Origin of the sequence: Streptomyces sp. NPDC005898 (assembly GCF_040629635.1) — a bacterium.
In the GTDB taxonomy this organism is placed as follows: domain Bacteria; phylum Actinomycetota; class Actinomycetes; order Streptomycetales; family Streptomycetaceae; genus Streptomyces.
On sequence record NZ_JBEXWC010000049.1, the window covers coordinates 1 to 21,657 of the forward strand.

General features: G+C 72.2%; 22 protein-coding genes. 14 read left to right on the top strand and 8 right to left on the bottom strand.

What is annotated here, in order from left to right:
* Positions 1-245: 245 nt before the first annotated feature.
* Entirely contained in the window at positions 246-1,061 is an 816-nt protein-coding gene (locus ABZ385_RS32920) for an IclR family transcriptional regulator (RefSeq protein WP_358586982.1), read from the bottom strand.
* A gap of 349 nt (positions 1,062-1,410) precedes the next feature.
* On the opposite strand from ABZ385_RS32920, the gene allB reads away from it, so the two are divergent.
* Positions 1,411-2,784: an allantoinase AllB gene (gene allB, locus ABZ385_RS32925; RefSeq protein ID WP_358586984.1), complete on the top strand. Its 1,374-nt coding sequence runs from the start codon at positions 1,411-1,413 to the stop codon at positions 2,782-2,784.
* 4 nt (positions 2,785-2,788) lie between these two features.
* The gene (gene alc, locus ABZ385_RS32930; protein WP_358586986.1) at positions 2,789-3,904 is read left to right on the top strand and encodes an allantoicase; all 1,116 of its coding nucleotides are present in this window, start codon (positions 2,789-2,791) and stop codon (positions 3,902-3,904) included.
* Between the two features lie 71 nt (positions 3,905-3,975).
* On the opposite strand, the gene ABZ385_RS32935 is transcribed toward alc, so the two are convergent.
* Positions 3,976-4,752, bottom strand: coding sequence for an SDR family oxidoreductase (locus tag ABZ385_RS32935; RefSeq protein WP_358914167.1), 777 nt, complete (start codon positions 4,750-4,752; stop codon positions 3,976-3,978).
* 231 nt (positions 4,753-4,983) lie between these two features.
* On the opposite strand from ABZ385_RS32935, the gene ABZ385_RS32940 reads away from it, so the two are divergent.
* Positions 4,984-5,634 carry a dihydrofolate reductase family protein gene (locus tag ABZ385_RS32940; RefSeq protein ID WP_358914168.1) on the top strand — a complete coding sequence of 217 codons (651 nt, stop codon included), beginning with the start codon at positions 4,984-4,986 and terminating at the stop codon, positions 5,632-5,634.
* 37 nt (positions 5,635-5,671) lie between these two features.
* Here the strand turns inward: ABZ385_RS32940 and ABZ385_RS32945 are convergent, their stop codons facing one another.
* Positions 5,672-5,878 (bottom strand): hypothetical protein, encoded by a 207-nt coding sequence (locus ABZ385_RS32945; RefSeq protein ID WP_358586992.1) that lies wholly within the window; start codon positions 5,876-5,878, stop codon positions 5,672-5,674.
* 158 nt (positions 5,879-6,036) lie between these two features.
* Between ABZ385_RS32945 and ABZ385_RS32950 the strand changes: the two genes are divergently transcribed.
* Together ABZ385_RS32950 and ABZ385_RS32955 are read left to right on the top strand one after the other, a co-directional pair.
* Positions 6,037-7,356: a sensor histidine kinase gene (locus tag ABZ385_RS32950; RefSeq protein WP_358914169.1), complete on the top strand. Its 1,320-nt coding sequence runs from the start codon at positions 6,037-6,039 to the stop codon at positions 7,354-7,356.
* Positions 7,353-8,045 (top strand): response regulator transcription factor, encoded by a 693-nt coding sequence (locus ABZ385_RS32955; RefSeq protein ID WP_358914170.1) that lies wholly within the window; start codon positions 7,353-7,355, stop codon positions 8,043-8,045. Before ABZ385_RS32950 ends, ABZ385_RS32955 begins: the two co-directional genes overlap by 4 nt.
* A 17-nt stretch (positions 8,046-8,062) precedes the next feature.
* Here the strand turns inward: ABZ385_RS32955 and ABZ385_RS32960 are convergent, their stop codons facing one another.
* Positions 8,063-9,067 (bottom strand): Gfo/Idh/MocA family oxidoreductase, encoded by a 1,005-nt coding sequence (locus ABZ385_RS32960; RefSeq protein ID WP_358914171.1) that lies wholly within the window; start codon positions 9,065-9,067, stop codon positions 8,063-8,065.
* Between the two features lie 171 nt (positions 9,068-9,238).
* On the opposite strand from ABZ385_RS32960, the gene ABZ385_RS32965 reads away from it, so the two are divergent.
* The 6 genes from ABZ385_RS32965 to ABZ385_RS32990 all read left to right on the top strand — a co-directional run bounded on the left by ABZ385_RS32965 (position 9,239) and on the right by ABZ385_RS32990 (position 15,045).
* Positions 9,239-9,976, top strand: a complete 738-nt coding sequence (locus ABZ385_RS32965) for a GntR family transcriptional regulator (RefSeq protein ID WP_358587024.1) — start codon at positions 9,239-9,241, stop codon at positions 9,974-9,976.
* Positions 9,977-10,226: 250 nt separating this feature from the next.
* Entirely contained in the window at positions 10,227-11,210 is a 984-nt protein-coding gene (locus ABZ385_RS32970) for a sugar ABC transporter substrate-binding protein (protein WP_358586998.1), read from the top strand.
* Positions 11,207-12,262: an ABC transporter permease gene (locus tag ABZ385_RS32975; RefSeq protein WP_358914172.1), complete on the top strand. Its 1,056-nt coding sequence runs from the start codon at positions 11,207-11,209 to the stop codon at positions 12,260-12,262. The genes ABZ385_RS32970 and ABZ385_RS32975 overlap by 4 nt, the downstream gene beginning before the upstream one ends.
* Complete coding sequence (locus ABZ385_RS32980) at positions 12,259-13,077, top strand: ATP-binding cassette domain-containing protein (RefSeq protein WP_358914173.1); 819 nt, start codon at positions 12,259-12,261, stop codon at positions 13,075-13,077. The genes ABZ385_RS32975 and ABZ385_RS32980 overlap by 4 nt, the downstream gene beginning before the upstream one ends.
* 210 nt (positions 13,078-13,287) lie before the next feature.
* Positions 13,288-14,445, top strand: coding sequence for an ROK family glucokinase (locus ABZ385_RS32985; protein ID WP_358587006.1), 1,158 nt, complete (start codon positions 13,288-13,290; stop codon positions 14,443-14,445).
* On the top strand, positions 14,446-15,045 hold the full coding sequence (locus ABZ385_RS32990) for a sugar kinase (RefSeq protein WP_358914174.1): 600 nt from the start codon (positions 14,446-14,448) through the stop codon (positions 15,043-15,045). It abuts the gene before it with no gap.
* A 45-nt stretch (positions 15,046-15,090) separates the two neighbouring features.
* On the opposite strand, the gene ABZ385_RS32995 is transcribed toward ABZ385_RS32990, so the two are convergent.
* Entirely contained in the window at positions 15,091-16,044 is a 954-nt protein-coding gene (locus tag ABZ385_RS32995; RefSeq protein ID WP_358914175.1) for an ornithine cyclodeaminase family protein, read from the bottom strand.
* Positions 16,045-16,191: 147 nt separating this feature from the next.
* Here ABZ385_RS32995 and ABZ385_RS33000 point away from each other — a divergent pair, with 147 nt between their 5' ends.
* Complete coding sequence (locus tag ABZ385_RS33000) at positions 16,192-16,755, top strand: AAA family ATPase (protein ID WP_358914176.1); 564 nt, start codon at positions 16,192-16,194, stop codon at positions 16,753-16,755.
* A 29-nt stretch (positions 16,756-16,784) separates the two neighbouring features.
* On the opposite strand, the gene ABZ385_RS33005 is transcribed toward ABZ385_RS33000, so the two are convergent.
* Together ABZ385_RS33005 and ABZ385_RS33010 are read right to left on the bottom strand one after the other, a co-directional pair.
* Positions 16,785-17,639, bottom strand: a complete 855-nt coding sequence (locus tag ABZ385_RS33005; protein ID WP_358587013.1) for a helix-turn-helix domain-containing protein — start codon at positions 17,637-17,639, stop codon at positions 16,785-16,787.
* On the bottom strand, positions 17,636-18,073 hold the full coding sequence (locus tag ABZ385_RS33010) for a hypothetical protein (protein ID WP_358914177.1): 438 nt from the start codon (positions 18,071-18,073) through the stop codon (positions 17,636-17,638). Before ABZ385_RS33010 ends, ABZ385_RS33005 begins: the two co-directional genes overlap by 4 nt.
* A 1,078-nt stretch (positions 18,074-19,151) precedes the next feature.
* Between ABZ385_RS33010 and ABZ385_RS33015 the strand changes: the two genes are divergently transcribed.
* Positions 19,152-19,661, top strand: a complete 510-nt coding sequence (locus ABZ385_RS33015; RefSeq protein ID WP_358914178.1) for a hypothetical protein — start codon at positions 19,152-19,154, stop codon at positions 19,659-19,661.
* Positions 19,662-19,817: 156 nt separating this feature from the next.
* On the opposite strand, the gene ABZ385_RS33020 is transcribed toward ABZ385_RS33015, so the two are convergent.
* Positions 19,818-20,984: a serine hydrolase domain-containing protein gene (locus ABZ385_RS33020; RefSeq protein ID WP_358914179.1), complete on the bottom strand. Its 1,167-nt coding sequence runs from the start codon at positions 20,982-20,984 to the stop codon at positions 19,818-19,820.
* Between the two features lie 344 nt (positions 20,985-21,328).
* Here ABZ385_RS33020 and ABZ385_RS33025 point away from each other — a divergent pair, with 344 nt between their 5' ends.
* Complete coding sequence (locus ABZ385_RS33025) at positions 21,329-21,484, top strand: hypothetical protein (RefSeq protein WP_358587022.1); 156 nt, start codon at positions 21,329-21,331, stop codon at positions 21,482-21,484.
* Positions 21,485-21,657 lie beyond the last annotated feature (173 nt).

Here is a 21,657-nt window from a genome sequence, read left to right on the forward strand (position 1 = left end):
TTTCTTTCTATCCCCCCCCCCCACACACCCAACTCCCCCCCTACCCCCGGCCGCCCCCCCCCCCCCCCACCCCCCCCGCCCCCCCCCCCCCCCCCGGGGGGGGGGGGGGGGCCCCCCCCCCCACGACCGCCGCGAAGCGGCGGATCATCCGACCGAGAGGGCCGGCCGAACAGCAACCCACCCACCGCGAAGCGGACAGGGCCCCCAGCCCCCGCCCCAGGCTCAGGAGCCAGGTCAGTCAAGGCTCAGGAGCCAGCCCCCGCACTGACCAACGCCGACGAAAGCTCCACCGCCACCTGCTGCAACACCGGCACGATCCGCTCCGTGGCCGCCTCCGTGACCCGCCCGGCGGGCCCGGAGATGGAGATCGCCGCCGCCGTGGGCGAGTTGGGCACCGGCACGGCCAGGCACCGGACGCCGATCTCCTGTTCGTTGTCGTCGACGGCGTACCCGGCCCGGCGGACCTCTTCGAGCGCGGCGAGGAACCCCTCGGGCGTGGTGATCGTCTTCTCGGTGGCCGCGGGCATCCCGGTGCGGGCGAGCAGCGCCCGGACCTCCTCCGGCGGCGTGTGCGCGAGCAGCGCCTTGCCGACGCCCGTGGAGTGCGGCAGGACCCGCCGGCCGACCTCGGTGAACATGCGCATGGAGTGCTTGGACGGCACCTGTGCGACGTACACGATCTCGTCGCCGTCGAGCAGGGCCATGTTGGCCGTCTCGCCGGTCTCCTCGACGAGCCGGGCGAGGTAGGGCCGGGCCCACGTGCCGAGCAGCCGCGAGGCCGATTCGCCGAGGCGGATCAGGCGCGGGCCGAGGGAGTAGCGGCGGTTGGCCTGCTGGCGTACGTACCCGCAGGCGACCAGCGTGCGCATCAGACGGTGGATCGTGGGAAGGGGCAGGCCGCTGCTGGCGGAGAGCTCGCTGAGGCCGACCTCGCCCCCGGCGTCCGCCATCCGTTCGAGCAGATCGAAGGCGCGCTCGAGCGACTGGACGCCGCCGCTCGCGGCGGGGGTCTTCGGGGCGGCGACTTCAGCAGGGGCGTCGTTGGCGCTTGACGTCGGCACGGCGCGTTCCTTTCGGTGCTGGCGGGCAAGGAAGCAGCCTACCGGGCAGTTCTTCGCGGGGGTTCTCGCGCGTGGCGGCGTCGTCGCCGGTCAGGGGGGACTTTGCCCGGTTCTTCGCGGGGTTGTCCCAGGGCGCCTCGACCTGCGGCTGTGTGGAGCTACGTTCTGGTAGGTGGAATTCTAATTCCACCTTGTGGAAACGTCCAGTCGCGGCCTCATGGCGGACGGCTGCCCGGGGTCCACTCTTGACGCCACCCGGTCGAGCGTGAAAACTCCTTCAACAGAACGTTGAATTCCGTTAAGCGGAAACAAAAGGTCTGTGAAGCGGAACAGAAGAGAGGGGACACGGGTGTCCGAACAGGGCGTGGACGTGGACGCGGGCGTCGATGCGGGTACGGAGCTGGTGCTGCGCTCCACCCGCGTCGTGACCCCGGAAGGGACGCGCGCCGCCTCGGTCGCCGTCCGTGGCGGGAAGATCGTGTCCGTCGGCGGGTACGACGACACCGTGCCGCGCGGGGCCCGGCTCGAAGACTTCGGCGACGACGTCCTGCTGCCCGGCCTGGTCGACACCCACGTCCATGTGAACGACCCCGGCCGCACGGAGTGGGAGGGCTTTTGGACCGCCACCCGCGCCGCGGCGGCGGGCGGCATCACCACCCTCGTGGACATGCCCCTCAACTCCCTGCCGCCGACCACCACGGTCGACAACCTGCGGACCAAGCAGGACGTCGCCCGCGCCAAGGCGCACATCGACGTCGGCTTCTGGGGCGGCGCCCTGCCCGACAACGTCGCGGACCTCAAGCCCCTGCACGACGCCGGCGTGTACGGCTTCAAGTGCTTCCTGTCGCCCTCGGGCGTCGAGGAGTTCCCCGAGCTGAACCAGGACCAGCTCGCCGCCTCCATGGCCGAGATCGCCGGCTTCGACGGGCTCCTCATCGTCCACGCCGAGGACCCGCACGAGCTGGACGCCGCCCCGCACACGAGCGGCCCCAAGTACGCCGACTTCCTCCGGACCCGGCCCCGGGTCTCGGAGGACACCGCGATCGAGGGCCTCATCGCCCTCGCCCGGCGGATCGGCGCCCGCGTGCACGTCCTGCACCTGTCCTCCTCGGACGCGCTGCCGCTGATCGCCGCCGCCAAGCGCGAGGGCGTCCGGCTGACCGTGGAGACCTGCCCGCACTACCTGACCCTGACCGCCGAGGAAGTCCCCGACGGCGCCAGCGAGTTCAAGTGCTGCCCGCCCATCCGGGAGGCCGGCAACCGGGACCTGCTGTGGGCGGCGCTGGCCGACGGCACCATCGATTGCGTCGTCACCGACCACTCGCCCTCCACCGCCGACCTGAAGACCGAGGACTTCGCCACCGCGTGGGGCGGCATCTCCGGACTCCAGCTGAGCCTGTCCGCGGTCTGGACCGAGGCGCGCGAGCGGGGGCACACCCTCGACGACGTGGTGCGCTGGATGTCCACGCGCACCGCACAGCTGGCCGGACTCGGCCAGAAGGGCGCCATCGAGGCCGGCCGCGACGCCGACTTCGCGGTCCTCGCGCCCGACGAGACCTTCACCGTGGACCCCGCGGAGCTGCACCACAGGAACCGGGTCACGGCGTACGCGGGCAAGACCCTCAGCGGCGTCGTGAAGTCCACCTGGCTGCGCGGCGAACGCATCCTGCACGGCGGCGAGTTCAGCGAACCCGCGGGCCGACTTCTGGAAAGGAACAACTGAAACAGTGACGGCGATACCCTCCTACACCGGCGACGCGAGCCCCTACGGCGGCGGCGAGCCCTACGCCGACTACCGCACGGCCGACTTCCCCTTCACCCAGTACGCCAACCTCGCCGACCGGCAGCTCGGCGCCGGTGTGATCGCCGCCAACGACGAGTTCTTCGCGATGCGCGAGAACCTGCTGCTCGCGCACCCCGCCGTGTTCGACCCCGAGCACTTCGGACACAAGGGCAAGGTCATGGACGGCTGGGAGACCCGCCGCCGGCGCGGGGTCTCCGGCGAGGACCCCTGGCCCACCGACGAGGACCACGACTGGGCGCTCGTACGCCTCGGCGCTCCCGGCGTCATCCGCGGCATCGTCGTCGACACCGCCCACTTCCGCGGCAACTACCCGCAGGCCGTGTCCGTCGAGGCCACCAGCGTCGAGGGCTCCCCGACGCCCGAGGAGCTGTGCGGCGACGACGTGAAGTGGACGACGCTCGTCCCGCGTACGCCCGTCGGCGGACACGCCGCCAACGGCTTCGCCGTCGACGTCGAGCAGCGCTTCACGCACCTGCGCGTCAACCAGCACCCGGACGGCGGCATCGCCCGCCTGCGCGTCTACGGCGAGGTCGCCGCCGACCCGAAGTGGCTCACCGCGCTCGGCACCTTCGACGTCGTCGCCCTGGAGAACGGCGGCCAGGTCGAGGACGCCTCCGACCGCTTCTACTCCCCGGCCACCAACACCATCCAGCCGGGCCGCTCCCGCAAGATGGACGACGGCTGGGAGACCCGCCGCCGCCGCGACCGCGGCAACGACTGGATCCGCTACCGGCTCGTCCAGCAGTCCGAGATCCGCGCCGTCGAGATCGACACCGCCTACCTCAAGGGCAACTCGGCCGGCTGGGCCTCCCTCTCCGTGCGCGACGGGGAGGACGGCGAGTGGGCCGAGGCGCTGCCCCGCACCCGCCTGCAGCCCGACACCAACCACCGCTTCGTCCTGGACACCCCGGTCGTCGGCACGCACGTACGCGTCGACATCTTCCCCGACGGCGGCATCTCCCGCCTGCGCCTGTTCGGTTCGCTGACCGAGGACGGCGCGGCCCGGCTGGCCGCCCGCCACCAGGAGCTGGGCGGCTGACCCCGCCCCCACGACGCGGGGCGCACCGGGAGGACAGCCCCGGTGCGCCCCGTACTCATGTCCGGCGTGCGTCAGGCGGCGTGCCCGCCGTCGACCGACAGCTCGGTGCCGGTGACGTAGGCGGCCTCGTCCCCCGCGAGGTAGGCGACCAGGGACGCCACCTCGTCGGCGGAGCCGAAGCGGCCGAGCGCCGTCATGGCGCTCTGGCCCTCGGCGAAGGGGCCGCCCGCCGGGTTCATGTCCGTGTCGATCGGGCCGGGCTGCACCAGGTTCGCCGTGATCCGGCGCCCGCCGAGCTCCCGGGCCAGCGCCTTGTTGAGGCCGATCAGCGCCGCCTTGCTCGTCGCGTACAGCGTGGCGCCGGGGCCGGGCACGCGCTGGGCGATGCAGCTGCCGACGGTGATGATCCGGCCGCCGTCGCGCAGCCGTCCGGCCGCGGCCTGCGAGGCCAGGAACACCCCGCGGACGTTGATCGCGAGGACCCGGTCCACGTCGGCGAGCGTCAGGTCGCCGATGGGGCCGAGGACACCGATGCCCGCGTTGTTCACCAGGATGTCCAGGTGGCCCAGGTCGTCGGCCGCGCGCTCCACGGCGCCGGCGGCGTCCCCGGCCTCGGCCGCGTCGGCCCGGACGGCGAAGCCGCGGCGCCCCATGGCCTCGATCTTTGTTACGACCTCGTGTGCCGCCGCCTCGCCGTGGACGTAGGTGAGCGCCACGTCCGCGCCCTCCCGCGCCAGGCGCAGCGCGATCGCCGCGCCCATGCCGCGGCTGCCGCCGGTGACCAGCGCCGTCCTGCCGGTGAGAGCGGCGGTGCCGGTGGGGTCGGTGAACCGGGTGGGAGTGGACATGTCCGTACCTCTTCCGCGTATGCGCCCCACGTGGTCCGCGGGGGAGCCACCGTGGGCGTCAGGGATTTCCGCCGATCAGGGCGGCAAGTGCTTGCGGGTTCAATGAAACGCGGTGGGGTGGGCCGGGGCTGGCGGGAAACGGACGCCGATCTTCGAGGCGCCCGTCGGGCGGCGATGAGTTCGGGCCGGTGGCACGGTCTGAGTAGAGGACAGCACCGCACATCAAGGCGCATGCACAGTGCGTGCAGGCACATCCAAGGAGAGGCGTCCGCCATAAAGCTCACCTTCACCCAGTTCCTCACCCTGGACGGGGTCTTCCAGGCCCCCGGCGGCCCGGACGAGGACCGCAGCGGCGGCTTCGAGCACGGCGGCTGGTCGGTGCCCTACGGCGACGAGGACTTCGGCGCGTTCGTGGAGGAGGTCTTCGCCCAGGCCGACGGGTTCCTCCTCGGACGCGGGACGTACGACATCTTCGCCGGGTACTGGCCCGCCGTGACCGACCCCGGCAACGTGGTGGCGACCAAGCTCAACACCCTGCCCAAGTACGTCGCGAGCACCAAGCTGACCGGCGCCGACTGGCCCCACACCCGGATCATCGGCCGCGACGACCTCGCCAAGGACGTCACCGCGCTCAAGGAGCAGCCGGGCCGCGAACTCCAGATGCACGGCAGCGGCGACCTCGCCCGCTCCCTGCTGGCCCACGACCTCATCGACACCCTGCACCTGCTGACGTTCCCCGTCGTCCTCGGCACCGGCAAGCGGCTCTTCACCGAGGGCTTCCCGCCCGCCGCCTTCCGGCTCACCCGCTCGCGCACGACGTCCAAGGGCGTCGTCATTAGCACGTACGAGCGCGCGGGGCGGCCGGAGTACGGCAGCTACTAACAAGCGGCGACGAGCGGATACGAGCGTGTGCGCGCGGTCAGCCCTCCTTCTGGCTCTCCGCGGCGGCGAACAGCGCGATCGCCAGCACGACCATCGCGATGCTCGCGTACAGCTCGTAGCCCTCCAGGAAGCCGAGGCGCCGCAGCAGGCCCCAGCCGTACCGCTCGTCGGTGAGGTCGTGGACCGCGCCGCCGGCGCCCTGGACCAGCAGGAGGAAACCGAACAATTCCAGTAGCCGCTTCATGCCGGAGATCCTCGCCCCGCACCTTGGCCGCGCACATCCGCCACCGGGCGAGGATTTGGCCCGCGTACGGTCCGAAAGTCTGCGACCCCCGCTACTTCGGTCGACGACCGCGTACGGAGCGCGCCCCGGGTCCTCGCCCGTGCGTAGATTTGCCGACCATGAGCGGTACCGAACCCACAGCGCGCCCCGAGCCCGCCGAACCCCGTGCCGTGCCCGGACTCCTGGCCACAAGCGCCTGGGCGCTGCCCTCCGCCCTCGCCCAGAAGCTCCACCCGGACCGGGCCGAGCGGCCAGGGCGGCCGGGACGGGCGGGGCGGTCGGGGCGGGCGGCGCGCAGGCCGCGACGGACCGTACGCGACTGGTTCACCGACTTCGGCTGCTTCGGCGCGGCCGTCCTCATCGGGATGTTCGGCGCCGACGCCATCACCACCAATCCCCACGTCTCCCAGGGTGTCGCGGACCTCGACCAGGTCCTCGGGGCGCTCGCCTGCGCCGCGGTCTGGCTGCGCAGGCGCTGGCCGGTGGGCCTGGCCCTCGTGATGGTGCCGGTCGGCATGGCCTCCGAGACGGCGGGCGGCGCGACGGCCGTCGCCCTCTTCACCCTCGCCGTGCACCGGCCCCTCCGCCACGTCGCGTGGATCGGCGGGGCCTCGATCGCGGTGATCCCCGTCGCGTGCTGGATACGGCCCGACGTCGAGCTGCCGTACGCCGTGGCGGTCGCCTTCGGGGTGCTCGTCACCCTGACGGTCATCGGCTGGGGCATGTTCGTGCGCTCCCGCCGCGAACTGCTGCTCAGCCTGCGCGAGCGCGCCGTCCGCGCCGAGAACGAGGCCGCCCTGCGCGCCGAACAGGCCCAACGGCACGCCCGCGAGGCCATCGCCCGCGAGATGCACGACGTCCTCGCCCACCGCCTCACCCTGCTCAGCGTCCACGCCGGCGCCCTGGAGTTCCGCCCCGACGCGCCCCGCCCCGAGATCGCGCGCGCGGCGGGCGTCATCCGGGAGAGCGCCCACGAGGCGCTGCAGGACCTGCGCCAGGTGATCGGCGTCCTGCGCGGCGGCGACACGGACGCCCCGGGCCGCCCGCAGCCCACGCTCGCCGCCCTGGACGCGCTGGTCGCCGAATCCCGCGAGGCGGGCATGAAGGTCGTCCTCGACAGCCGCGTCGGGGACCCCGCGGGCGTGCCCGGCGCCCTCGGCCGCACCGCGTACCGCATCGCGCAGGAGGCCCTGACCAACGCCCGCAAGCACGCCCCCGGCGCCGAGGTCACCGTCACCGTCGCGGGCGCGCCCGGCGAAGGCCTGACGCTGACCGTGCGCAACCCGGCGCCGCCCGGCGACGTGCCCGAGGTGCCGGGCTCCGGACAGGGCCTGATCGGGCTCACCGAACGGGCCCAGCTCGCGGGCGGCCGCCTCGTCCACGGACCCGGGCCCGACGGCGGATTCCACCTGGAGGCCTGGCTACCGTGGGCGCCATGAAACCGATCAGGCTGCTGCTCGTCGACGACGACCCGCTGGTGCGCGCCGGACTCTCCTTCATGCTCGGCGGCGCCGACGACATCGAGATCGTCGGCGAGGCGGGCGACGGCACCGAAGTCGCCCCGCTGGTCGGCCAGGTGCGGCCCGACGTCGTCCTGATGGACATCCGCATGCCCACGATGGACGGCCTCGCCGCCACGGAGGCGCTGCGCGGACGCCCCGACGCCCCCGAGGTCATCGTCCTCACCACCTTCCACGCCGACGAACAGGTCCTGCGGGCCCTGCGGGCGGGCGCCGCCGGCTTCGTCCTGAAGGACACACCGCCCGCGGAGATCGTCGGCGCGGTGCGCGCGGTCGCCGCGGGCGAGCCGGTCCTGTCCCCGGCGGTGGCCCGGCAGCTGATCGCGCGGGTGACGGACGCCGACCCCCGGCTCGACCGCGGGCGCCGCGCGCTGGCCCGGCTCGACGCGCTCGGCGAACGCGAGCGGGAGGTCGCCGTCGCCGTCGGCCGGGGCGGCTCCAACGCGGACATCGCGGCGCAGCTGTTCCTGAGCGTGGCCACCGTGAAGGCCCACGTGTCCCGCATCCTGACGAAACTGGACCTCAACAACCGGGTGCAGATAGCCCTGTTGGCGCATGACGCCGGTCTGCTGGACCAGGACGCGGGTCTGCCGGACCAGGGCGGCTGAGGGGCCCGCAGGGCGTCTCAGCCCCCGGAGACCTCGGCCAGGTCCACCAACCGCCGCTCCCGCCGCGACAGTTCGCACGCCTCGGCGATCCGCAGCGCCTGCAACGCCTCGCGGCCGTCGCAAGGGTTCGCCCGCTGACCGCGCACGACCTCGATGAAGGCGGCCAGCTCCGCCTCGTAGGCGGGGGCGAAGCGCTCCAGGAAGCCGGGCCAGGGCTTGAGCGGCGCGGCCGGGCCCGTCGGCTCCGCCGAGGTCAGGGGCGTGCGGTCGTCCAGGCCGACCGCCAACTGGTCGTTCTCCCCGGCCAGTTCCATGCGTACGTCATAACCCGCGCCGTTCAGCCGGGTCGCCGTCGCCGTGGCGAGGGTGCCGTCGTCGAGGGTGAGGACCGCCGCCGCGGTGCCGACGTCACCCGCCGCCCGGAACATCGCGGGCCCCGCGTCGGAACCGGTCGCGTACACCTCGGTGACCTCGCGCCCCGTCACCCACCGCAGGACGTCGAAGTCGTGGACCAGGCAGTCGCGGAAGAGCCCGCCGGACAGCGGCAGATACGCGGCCGGGGGCGGCGCCGGGTCCGAGGTGAGGGCCCGCACGGTGTGCAGCCGCCCGAGCCGGCCCGAGCGCACGGCCTCGCGCGCCGCCGCGTACCCCGCGTCGAAGCGCCGCTGGAAGCCGAGCTGCAACACCGTGCCCGCCGCCTCGACCTCGGCGAGCGCGGCCAGCGTGCCCGGCAGGCCGAGCGCGATGGGCTTCTCGCAGAACACCGGGAGCCCGGCGCGCGCCGCCCTGCCGATCAGCTCGGCGTGCGCCGATGTCGCCGCCGTGATCACCACGGCGTCCACGCCGACGGCGAAGACGTCCGCCACGGAGGGGGCGGCCACCGCACCGGTCCGCGCCGCGAGGCCGGCCGCGCGCACGGGGTCCGCGTCGGCGACGACGAGCGAGGTCACCTCGGGATGCCGGCTCAGGGCCGCGGAGTGAAATGTGCCGATGCGGCCCGTTCCGACCAGTCCGATACGCATGGCCACACCCTCGCCACGGCCGCCCGCCCTGTCAATCCCTTGTCCTGACAAATACATCGTCCGGACAACAGAACGTCCGAACTTCCCGTCATCATCCACCGGGACTACGCTCGGCCCGTGTCCAAACCAGTCGCCAAACCAGCTCAGGACAAGTGGGTCACCGACCCCGCCCTGACCCTCAGGCTCGGCGTCGACCGCAGCAGCCCGGTGCCGCTCTACTTCCAGCTCGCCCAGCAGCTGGAGGCGGCGATCGAACGCGGCGCCCTCACCCCCGGCAGCCTGCTCGGCAACGAGATCGAGCTGGCCGGGCGGCTCGGCCTGTCCCGGCCCACCGTCCGCCAGGCCATCCAGTCCCTCGTGGACAAGGGCCTGCTGGTGCGGCGCCGGGGCGTCGGCACGCAGGTCGTGCACAGCCAGGTGAAGCGCCCCCTGGAGCTGAGCAGCCTCTACGACGACCTGGAGGCGGCGGGCCAGCGCCCCGGGACCCGCGTCCTGCGCAACACCGTCGAGCCCGCCTCCGCCGAGGTCGCGGCCGCGCTCGGCGTCGGCGAGGGCGACGAGGTGCACCGCGTCGAACGGCTGCGCCTGGCCCACGGCGAGCCCATGGCGTATCTCACCAACCACCTCCCGTCCGGTCTCCTCGACCTCGGCAGCGAGCGCCTGGAGGCCACCGGCCTCTACCGCCTGATGCGCGCCACCGGCCTGACCCTGCACAGCGCCCGCCAGTCCGTCGGCGCCCGCGCCGCCACCGCCGAGGAGGCCGAGCGCCTCGCCGAGCCCGTCGGCGCCCCGCTGCTCACCATGCGGCGCACGACGTACGACGACACGGGGCGCGCGGTCGAGTTCGGCGCGCACGTCTACCGGGCCTCGCGGTACTCCTTCGAGTTCCAGCTCCTCGTACGGCCGTAGGGCCCGCACGTCGTCCCGTCCGCTGTCGTCCACGTTCGACAGAATGTTCTGACAAAGCCATTGACGCTGCCGAGCGGCCGCCGCTAGAACTCCCCCAAGCACACCGCCCGCGGTACCCGATGAACGCACGCGCGAGCCGTGTGGTCGATACTTGGGCGGCCGGGGTCGGGTATCCCCACCGGCCGCACCGAGGAAGCAGAAACAAGAAGGGCACGGCGTCGTGACAAGGGTTCGGACAGGGGTACGCGCGGTGGGCGCCGTGCTGGTGGCGGCGCTCGGAGTGTCCCTCGCGGGGTGCAGCAGCACCGGCGGCAAGCGCGCCGAGGACGCCCGCAAGGCAGCGGCGGCGGGCGGGAGGGCCGCGGTGGACACACCGCGCTGGACCTTCGGCATGGTGACCCACTCGGGTGACGGCGACACGTTCTGGGACATCGTCCAGAGCGGCGCCGAGCAGGCCGCCGTCAAGGACAACATCAAGTTCCTGTACGCCCACGACGACGAGGCCCAGCAGCAGGCCCAGCTGGTGGACTCCTACATCGACAAGAAGGTCGACGGGATCATCGTCTCGCTGGCCAAGCCCGACGCGATGAAGGGCGCCCTGGCCCGCGCGGAGAAGGCCGGCATCCCGGTGATCACCGTGAACTCCGGCTCCGCGGAGTCCAAGAAGTTCGGCGCGCTCACCCACATCGGCCAGGACGAGACGATCGCGGGCGAAGCCGTCGGCGAGGAGCTGAACAAGCGCGGCCGCAAGAAGGCGCTGTGCATCCTGCACGAGCAGGGCAACGTCGGCCACGAGCAGCGCTGCGAGGGTGCCAAGAAGACCTTCGAGGGCAAGATGCAGAACCTGTACGTGACCGGCACCAACATGCCCGACGTGCAGTCCTCCATCGAGGCCCGCCTGCAGACCGACAAGTCGATCGACGCGGTCGTCACGCTCGGCGCGCCCTTCGCGGACGCCGCCGTGCAGGCCGCGGACGGCGCGGGCAGCAAGGCCGAGGTCGACACCTTCGACCTGAACGAGAAGGTCGCCGCCGGCCTGAAGTCCGGCTCGCTCGGATTCGCCGTCGACCAGCAGCCCTACCTCCAGGGCTACCAGGCCGTCGACCTGCTGTGGCTGTACAAGTACAACGCCGACGTGCTCGGCGGCGGCAAGCCCGTCCTGACCGGCCCGCAGATCGTCACCAAGAACCAGGCCGACGAGCTCGAGGACTACGCGAAGCGGGGCACCCGATGACCGCCACCGCCCCGGCACCGGCCCCGGACACCAAGAGCGACGAGCGCCTCCTGAAGACCTCGCCGCTGAAGAAGCTGCTGGGCCGCCCCGAGCTCGGCTCGGTCGTCGGCGCCGTCGCCGTCTTCGTCTTCTTCGCGATCGTCGCGGACAGCTTCCTGCAGACCAACAGCCTCGCCACGGTCCTGTACGCCGCCTCGACCCTCGGCATCATGGCGGTGCCGGTGGCGCTCCTGATGATCGGCGGCGAGTTCGACCTGTCGGCGGGCGTCCTGGTGACGACGTCCGCGCTGATCTCCTCGATGTTCAGCTACCAGATGACGGCCAACATCTGGGTCGGCGTCCTCGTCTCGCTCGTCGCCACCCTCGCCGTCGGGGTCTTCAACGGCGTCATGCTGACCCGCACCGACCCGCCGAGCTTCATCATCACGCTCGGCACGTTCCTGATGCTGACCGGCATGAACCTCGGGTTCACCAAGCTGATCAGCGGCACGGTCTCCACCAAGTCGATCGCGGACATGGAGGGCTTCTCCTCCGCCAAGAAGGTCTTCGCCTCCACGATCTCCGTCGGCGGCGTCGACTTCAAGATCACCATCGTGTGGTGGCTCGCCCTGATCGGCCTCGCCACCTGGATCCTGCTGCGGACCCGCGTCGGCAACTGGATCTTCGCGGTGGGCGGCGGCGAGGACGCGGCCCGCGCGGTCGGCGTCCCGGTCGCGGCCACCAAGATCGGCCTCTACATGGGCGTCGCCTTCGGCGCCTGGATCTCCGGCCAGCACCTGCTGTTCAGCTACGACGTGGTCCAGTCCGGCGAGGGCGTCGGCAACGAGCTGATCTACATCATCGCGGCCGTGATCGGCGGATGCCTGATCACCGGCGGATACGGCTCCGCGGTCGGCGCCGCCGTCGGCGCGCTGATCTTCGGCATGGTCAGCAAGGGCATCGTCTTCGCCGAGTGGAACCCCGACTGGTTCAAGTTCTTCCTCGGCGTGATGCTGCTCCTGGCCACGCTGCTCAACCACTGGGTCCGCAAGCGCGCGGAGGCGACGAAGTGACCACGGACACGACCACGGCGGACGCGGCGCCGACGGCGGAGCGGACCCCGCTCGTCGAGCTCGACGACGTCAGCAAGTACTACGGCAACATCCGCGCCCTCGAAGGGGTCTCCCTCGAAGTCCACGCGGGGGAGATCTCCTGCGTGCTCGGCGACAACGGCGCCGGCAAGTCCACCCTCATCAAGATCATCGCGGGGCTGCACCAGCACGACGCGGGCGACTTGCGCGTCGAGGGCGAGGACACCCGCCTCGGCTCACCGCGCGAGGCCCTGGACCGGGGCATCGCCACGGTCTACCAGGACCTCGCCGTGGTCCCGCTGATGCCGGTCTGGCGCAACTTCTTCCTCGGCTCCGAGCCGACGAAGGGCGTCGGCCCCTTCCGGCGCATGGACGTGGACCTCATGCGCCGCACGACGCGCGCGGAACTGCTGCGCATGGGCATCGACCTGCGCGACGTCGACCAGCCGATCGGCACGCTGTCGGGCGGCGAGCGCCAGTGCGTGGCGATCGCCCGCGCCGTCCACTTCGGCGCGAAGGTCCTCGTCCTGGACGAGCCGACGGCGGCGCTCGGCGTCAAGCAGTCGGGCGTCGTCCTCAAATACGTGGCCGCGGCGCGGGACCAGGGCCTCGGCGTGGTCCTGATCACGCACAACCCGCACCACGCCTACCTGGTCGGCGACCGCTTCGTCCTCCTCAAGCGCGGCGCGATGTCCGGCTCCTACACCCGCGACGAGATCACCCTGGACGAACTGACCCGCCAGATGGCGGGCGGCAACGAACTGGACGACCTCCGCCACGAACTGGAACGCGGCTAGGCCCCTCCGGGGAAGCGCCCCGAGAGGGGCGCGGGGAGCTGCGCGCTCAGCCCACGAAAAGCCGCGGTCGCCCTGCGGGGTGACCACGCAGACGCGTCCGCGGCACAGCCGTGGCTGGTCGCGCGGTTCCCCGCGCCCCTGCGGGGCACTCCGGCGTACCCGGGGTGCCCGTTGTGCGCGCCCCCGCGGGCGTGAGGCAGAATCGCCGCAATGAGCACCTACCGCGACCTCGCGCACCGCGGCTCCGCCCGAGCCACCGTCCTGCGGACCGTGGGCACGCGTGAGCGCCGATCCCATCTGACGGCGCCCCGCGTCAACACCGTCGGCATCGACATCGGCGGCACGAAGGTGATGGCGGGCGTCGTCGACCCCGACGGCAACATCCTGGAGACGCTCCGCACGGAGACCCCGGACAAGTCCAAGAGCCCCCGCGTGGTGGAGGACACCATCATCGAGCTGGTCCTCGACCTCTCCGACCGGCACGACGTGCACGCGGTCGGCATCGGCGCGGCCGGCTGGGTCGACGCGGACCGCAACCGCGTCCTGTTCGCCCCGCACCTGTCCTGGCGCAACGAACCGCTGCGCGACCGGATCTCGGGCCGCCTCGCCGTGCCCGTGATGGTCGACAACGACGCCAACACCGCCGCCTGGGCGGAGTGGCGCTTCGGCGCGGGCCGCGGCGAGGACCACCTCGTCATGATCACGCTCGGTACGGGCATCGGCGGCGCGATCCTGGAGGACGGCCAGGTCAAGCGCGGCAAGTTCGGTGTCGCCGGCGAGTTCGGGCACATGCAGGTCGTCCCCGGGGGCCACCGCTGCCCGTGCGGCAACCGCGGCTGCTGGGAGCAGTACAGCTCCGGCAACGCGCTCGTCCGCGAGGCCCGCGAGATGGCCGCCGCCGACTCCCCGGTGGCGTACGGCATCATCGACCGCGTCAAGGGCAACGTCCCGGACATCACGGGCCCCCTCATCACCGAGCTGGCCCGCGAGGGCGACGCGATGTGCGTCGAGCTGCTCCAGGACATCGGCCAGTGGCTCGGCGTCGGCATCGCGAACCTCGCCGCCGCCCTCGACCCCTCCTGCTTCGTGATCGGCGGCGGTGTCAGCGCCGCCGACGACCTGCTGATCGGCCCGGCCCGCGACGCCTTCCGCCGCCATCTGACGGGCCGCGGCTACCGCCCCGAGGCCCGCATCGCCCGCGCCCAGCTCGGCCCCGAGGCCGGCATGGTGGGCGCCGCCGACCTGGCCCGCCTGGTCGCCCGCCGCTTCCGCCGCGCCAACCGCCGCCGCGTCGAGCGCTACGAACGCTACGAGCGCTACGCCGAGGCCCGCCGCACCGACGACCGCACTTCGCAGGGAACCCCGTAGATGACCGTGCCCCGCCAGCCCTCGCCCCCGGACCTCCCCGGCGCGCCCGAGCCGGGCCGCGACGCGGGCAGGGCCGAGGACCGCCGCCACATGATCCGCCGTCGCTGGCTGACGGCGACGATCATCGTGCTGCTGATCGGCATCCCCGCCGGGTATCTGGTGATCTCCGCGAACCAGAGCCGCAACAGCGGCCGGGACAAGGAGGACAAGTACTCCGCGACCGGCCTCACCGAGGGCTGGCCCTCCAAGGTGCAGCGCCGCCTGTACGACGTGCCGGTCCCGCCGTACTCGGCGGAGGTCGCCTACTACGAGACGAACAACTGGCGCACCAGCCGGCTGTACGTCCAGTTCCTCACGAGCAACGAGGGCCTGGCCACGTTCCTCAAGGAGATCGGCACGAGCGAGACCAAGCTCAAGCCGAAGGACTTCGCCATCGGCAAGCGCGACCGCAATGTCGTCGGCTGGGAGTTCACCGGCCCGGGCCCGTGGTCGGGCCTCACCCACGAGCAGAAGGACCCGGCGCCTTCGCACGACGTGGTGGTGGACCGCGCCAACCCCGAGCACCCGATGGTCTACGTGGTGTCGATGACGACCCCCTGACCCCGCTCGGGCGTGCGAGCCGCCGGCCGTCCCGGCCCCGCCCTCTCAGCCCCGGCCGCCCCGCCCCTCGTACACCGCCGCCGCCACGGCCAGGTCCTCCCAGGCCATCCCCGCCGACTTGAACAGCCGGGGGCGGCCGTCGGCGGGCCGCACATCGCCGCGCACCAGGGCGGCCAGCGTGTGCACGTGCGCGAGGTCGAAGGCGCCCTCCGCGGCCGCGAGCACCAGGTCGCCGCACTCCCGGCGGGCCACCTCGTGGGATTCCGCGACGACCGTGGCGCGGGCCACCAGGCGGGCGTCGACCTCGCGGGCGTCCGGCTCGTGGGAGCCCACCGCGACGACCGTGGCGTGGCCGGGCAGGAGGGCGCTGTCGAAGAGGGGTTCGCGCGCGGTGGTGCAGCAGCAGACCACGTCCGCGTGGGCCACGGCCCCGGGGTCCGCCGGTGCCGCCGAGAGGCCCGCCGCCCGGCAGCGCGCCACGAAGGCGGCCATCCGCTCGGGGTTCCGGGCCACCACGTCGACGTGCTCCAGCGAGGGCCGCACCGCCCGTACCGCCGTCACATGGCCCCACGCCTGCGGCCCCGTACCGAAGACGAGGAGCCGGCGGCTGTCGGGGGCCGCCAGATGCCGGACCGCCAGCCCGGACACGGCGGGCGTGCGCAGCGAGGTCAGCGCGATGCCGTCCAGCAGCGCCGCGGGGGCGTGGGTCGCGCCGTCCAGGAGGACGTACAGCCCCTGGACGCGGGGCAGGCCCCGGCCGGGGTTGGCGGGCGTGACGGTGGCCAGCTTCACGCCGGTGTACGAGGCGGTGGACGACGGCATCAGGAGCAGCTGGCCACCGGGCACGTCCACGACCCCGCGCGCGGGCTCCGCCTCCGGGTCGAGCCCGGCGAGGAGGGCCGCCTCCAGGGCATCGATCGCGGCGGGCATCGGGACGAGGCGCGCCAGGTCCGAGGCGTCGAAACGGGGCAGGTCCGCAGCGGGCGTCCGGTCATTCATACGATCTTCCACACCCCCCATCTGCCCACTCACCGCCGGCTCCACCCGGCCGCGCACGCACCCGGAGTACGCCGGCCAGGGGCCGGGGGCTACGCTCTGACGCTTGCGGCAGGCGAACCGGTGTGCACCGGCGGGGGGAGAGCGGCGTTGATCGTCTGGGTGAACGGAGCGTTCGGCAGCGGGAAGACCACCCTGGTGGAGGAGTTGCGGCCGCGCTGGCCCGAGGCGCTGGTCTTCGACCCGGAGATGATCGGCTTCGTGCTGCGCGGGATCGTGGAGGTGCCGACGGGCGACTTCCAGGACCTCCGGTTGTGGCGGCGGCAGGTCGCCGCCATGGCGGTCGGGCTGGTCGAGGAGTACCGCCGCCCGGTCCTGGTCCCCATGACGCTGGTCGACCCCCGTTACGTCGAGGAGGTCTTCGGCGCGCTGGAGGACGCCGGCGTCGCCCTCCACCACTTCTTCCTCGACGTCCCCCGGGACCTGCTGGAGAAGCGGATCGAGGGGCGCGTCTTCTTCCCCGACGACCCTGGTCGGGAGGAAGAGGTCCGGCGCTGGAGCAAGGACAGGATCCGGGCGTGCACGGCCGCGACCGCCACCCTGCCCCGCGACACCGTGTTCCTGGACGGCCGGCTGACACCGCGTGAGCTGGCCGACGAGGTACTGGGCCGGGTCCAGGACCGACCGGAGCGCGCGGCGGGCCGGAGTCGGTGAACTCCGGCCCGTCGCCCGCCCGTTGACCCCTACTCGCCCCCGATGCCCGGGAGGCTCGCGCCCAGGCCGACCGCGCGGAGCTTGGCGGGGTCGAGGATGCGGTAGGTGCGGTTCGTCCGCCCGGTGGAGGAGTCGGCGAGGATCTTGTGCTCGCGCAGCTCCTTGAGGGACTTCTCCACGGTGGAGACGCCGAGGCCGAGGGCGTTGGCGAAGTCGCGCTGGGTGGGGCCGGTCACGGTGTTGGGATCCAGGGCGCCCGAGAGGATCTCGGCACCGAGGTCCTGCTGGTAGGCGAGGTGGGACAGGAGCCGGGCCACGCGGTGGAGCGGCTTGCAGGCGTCCGTGCCGTAGATGTCCTCCACCTCCAGGACGTAGGTCATCAGGCGCTGGTGGATCATGCGGACGACCGGCAGATTGCGCACCGCGATGGAGCGCAGCGCCCCGCGCGGGATGCGCACCGTGCGGGCGGCGGACAGGAACTGGACCTGTTCGAGCCTGCTGACGGACGGCACGTCGGTGAACAGGTCGAGATTGCCGAGGACGTAATTGCCGCCCCAGATGCGCCCGTTGACGAGCACCGTGCCGAACAGCACGAACTCGATGTACTGCGGGTTCAGCGGCTCGGGCTCGGCGGAGCGCTGGTGCCGGTAGAGCGTGCTGAAGCGGGCGACCTCGTCGGCCACGTCGTGGGGGAGGCCCTGCTGCAAGTAGTAGTGCTGCAGGACGCGTTGGGCACGCGCGGTGCGGGGCTCGACCGTGCCGGCGCCGGGCGCCTCGAACGCCGGGGCCGGGCGGGGCAGGGCGAGCGAGGCCGGGGCGGGGTGCGGCGAGCGGGCCGTGGTGCGCTCGCCGGTCCCGTCGTTCCTGGTGCGGGCGTCGCTCACGGCTGCCCCGCCCCGAGGTCGGTCCGCGCGGCGGCGGCCGTGGCGTGCACGGCCACGGGCGGCGCGACGGGCTCGGTCAGGAGCCTGGTGATGGGCACCATCGACCCGACGAGGGTGCCGATGCCGACGATGACGGCGACGACGCGGGCCGGCGTCGACTTGAGCCGGTCGACGGCGAAGGCGATCGTGGCGAACACGATCAGGAAGATCGCCACCAGGACGACGAGCCGGACCAGGTCGGTCTCGGGCTCGGGCGGGGGCTCCAGCAGGATGCGCGTGACCGGGACCAGCGCCCCGACCAGGGTGGCGAGCGCGGTGACGAGGGCGGCGACCCGGACGGGCCGGGACTGGAAGCGATGGACGACGAAGGCGATCGTCGCGAAGACGATCAGGAAGATCGCCAGGAGGGCGACCAACGGAGCCGTGGCGGACACGAGCAGTTCTCCCGGGTACTGGGACGGACGGGGACTGCGGCTGCTGCCCGGCTTCCCTCCGGTGGCTGATGCCGGAGGGAGGACGAGCCCGGCACGGGTGCCGGATGCCGCTGGACTGTTCTTCGCTCTACATGCGGTGGCCGGGCTTCGGCACCCGTGACAGGCTCCATCGACCGGTTAATCGCTGACGATACCGAAGTCCGACAACGTGCCCAACTAAGGCCCCCCGAGAGGGATTTGAAGATCAATCACCGAAGTGGGACGGAAACCGCCAAACGGCCAATTGTCGGTTTTTCGCAGGGTTAGTTCGCCGCCGGGAAACCCGTATGCGGAGGGCTTTGGGCGCGTCCGCCCCCGGAACCCCTCCGGATACGGCAAAAGGAGCCACCAAGTTCGGTTACATATCCAGTGCTGGACACGGGCCCTGGACTGGCCTTCGCTCAGCATCATCGGGCATTTGCCCGGAGGGTTGGCCCCCTTCGGGTGCCCGATGTTCCTCGTCACCGATGGCCCCGCCGACGGCGGGGCCATCGGCGTTTTCCCAGTTCATGCCGGGCGGGCCCACCAGGAGAACCGTGCCCCCTCACCCGGGTCCGTCCCCCGCCGTGCACCGGAACGGGATCTTCCGCCTGCTTTCGATCATGACTCCTCACGCGGATCGAATGTACGGACGAAGCGGACCAAAAGGGGCCCTGCTCCGAGATTGCGGAATCGGCTACAGGCTGTAAGATGCCGCGCCCTTCATCACCCGACGCGATCGTCGCGTACTCGCCAGTAATCGAATGAGCAGGTGAAACGCCGGTTTAGGGGATCTTGTGGGCCCGTATGTCGGCTTTGGTGCGAAACCACGCTCTGTCGATGCCGAGCGCGATGCCGAGCGCGATGCCGAGCGCGTCGCGGTGGGCGATGGGCCACGGGGTCACCCCTGCCGGTCGACTTCGAAAGGCGCGGCCGGATGCCTGCCGACGGGTGACGGCGCACGGCCACGCGGGTGAGGTGTGCGGCCGGGTCATTGCCCGGGGCGGCCCGGGGGCGTTGATGTGGGCTCGTTCCGCTCCCTCGCCACCTGGAGGTTCCCTTGCCGCGCACCCCTGCCCGCACCCGGCTGTTCCGCGCCGGTGTCCTCACCGCCGCTTGCGCGATGCTCACCGGCACCGCGCTGACCACCACCGCGCAGGCGGCCCCCGTGGCCAAGCCCAAGGAGAAGGTGAAGGTGCTCGACTGGCTGTCCGTCAAGCAGTCGGACACCAGGCCTCACCACCTGCGCGTCGGCACCGACTGGGTCATCCACTCCCACCTCTACACCAACCGCAAGGGGCACCTCGGCAAGAAGATCGGCGACGCCTCGTCCCACTGCAGTGTGGTCGCCACGGACCACCGCGGCTATGCCTCCCTGTGCCACCGGGTGCTGCGGACCGACGACGGCGGCATCAGCCTGAGCGACACCATCGACCACTCCGGCCCCACGCCGTACAGCGGCCTCTCGGCGGTCACCGGCGGCACGGGCAAGTACCGCGAGGCCGAGGGCCAGGCGGAGATCACCCTTCACCCCGGCGTCACCCGGTACCGCATCATGCTGGACGACTGACCCGCATGCCGGGAGACGACTGACCCTTACGCGGGGGGCCACTGACCCGCGCGCGTAAGGGGCGTGACGGCGCGCCCCGCCCCCGAACCCGGCCGGCCTGCTGCGCCCAGGCCGGCCGGAGGGGCGGCCCGTCGAGTCGGCCGGAGGGCCCGGCCGCTACGGCGTGCCGCAGAACTCGGCGTCGACGATCTTGCGCCTGAACCCCGTGTCCCAGCCCGAGTTGTAGTTGAAGGCCAGCTGGTGGCGGCCGTCCTCGGTGGACAGCGCCATGGAGAGCCACCCCACCATGCCTCCGCCGTGCCCCCACAGCGTCGTGCCGCAGCTCGTCTTGAGCCGGGTGAGCCCGAGGCCGTAGGACACGCCGGGGGACTCCGGCGCGGACACGGTGGTCTTCATCGCCCTCAGCTGCTTCGGCGGAAGCAACTCGCCGCCCAGCAAGGCGCGGTAGAAGCGGTTCAGGTCGCCCGCCGTGGAGATGATGTCGCCGTCGGCCCAGCCCTGCGACCCGTTCATCTCGGTGATGTCGTCGATCCGGTCGGGCGCCGACGCGAACAGCTTCGCGTAGCCGCGGCTGCTGGGCCGGGGCAGGCGAATGCTGTTGCCGGGGTTCGAGGTGTTCCTCAGCCCCAGCGGCCCGATGATGCGGTCGCGGACCTCTTCCTCGTACGTCCGCCCACCCACCTTCTCGACGATGAGTCCGGCCAGGACGTAATTGGTGTTGGAGTACGAGTGCTTGGCGCCCGGCTCGAAGAGGGGCTGGTGGGCGAGCGCCACCCGTACGTGCTTCCTGGGCGGCAGGGTGTCGTAGCGGTGCTCCAGGTAGCCCTCCAGCAGGTACGTCCGCTGGTACTCCGCGTCGGCGAGGTAGTCGAACAGGCCGCTGGTGTGGTTGAGCAGCTGCCGGACGCGGACCCGGCGGCCGTCGTTGCCGTTGCCCCGCACCACGCCGGGCAGATGCCGCTCCACCTTGTCGTCGAGGTCGAGTCTGCCCTCCGCCTCCATCTGGAGCAGGACCGTCGCCACGAACGACTTGGTGATGCTGCCCACGCGGAACTTGTCGTTCTTGCCGCGCGGCGCGCCCGTCGTCCTGTCGCCCACGCCCGACGCGGCCTTCCACACGCCGCGGCCGTCACGCGCCTGCGTCGTGATGCCGGGGATGCCCGACGCCACGGCGTCGTCCATGGCGCGCTGCGTTGCCCGATGCCCGGTCCCCGCCGCGGGCCCCGGATCCGCCGCCTGGACGGGCGCCGCGAAGGCGGTCACCGCCAGAGCGGCCGCCGCCATGCCCGCTCCGAAGACCTTCGTGCTCCTGCGTAAAGCCATTGCGTGCTCCTTGCGGTCCTGTACGCCGTCTCGGGTCCGGCCCGCCCGCAGGACTCGTCGCGAAAGGGCCGTGTGGGTACCAAGACCACGCCCGGGGCCAAAGGGGTTGAGACGGACAGGGTCGGACCCGGGCCCGAGGCCGCGGGCGGACGGGCAGGTTCCGCCCCAGCGGCCACTTCGGGAACGAATTTTCGATGGGATGTGTGGAGTCCGTATCGCCGGGCACAAGAGCAATCGCACCGAGGTCCTGCTGGACTTCTGAGTCGGCCGGGACCTTCCGGCCGAGGAGCAACACTCAGGCCGTTGTACCGCGTCCGAGTCGGACTTGACGATGGGAACTCAAAATGATCATTCTTGGACTTATTCTGCTGATCATCGGCCTGCTTGTCGGTATGGGGCTGCTGACCACCATCGGCAGCATCCTGATCCTGGTGGGCGCCATTCTGTGGATCCTGGGCGCGACCGGTCGCGCGGTCGGTGGACGCAAGCATTTCTTCTAGAGCGAGGGCCCTGCTAGAGCGCGGGCCCTAGGGCGAGGGCTTCTTCTGGCACGAGGATGAGAGCCCGGTCAGAGACAGGTGGGCACCCCGTGGATCCGTCCACGGGGTGCCCACCAGTGTCTGTACAGGTGAGGAACGCTGGCCCGGGGCCGGGGTGGGCGGGGGCCCGGGGT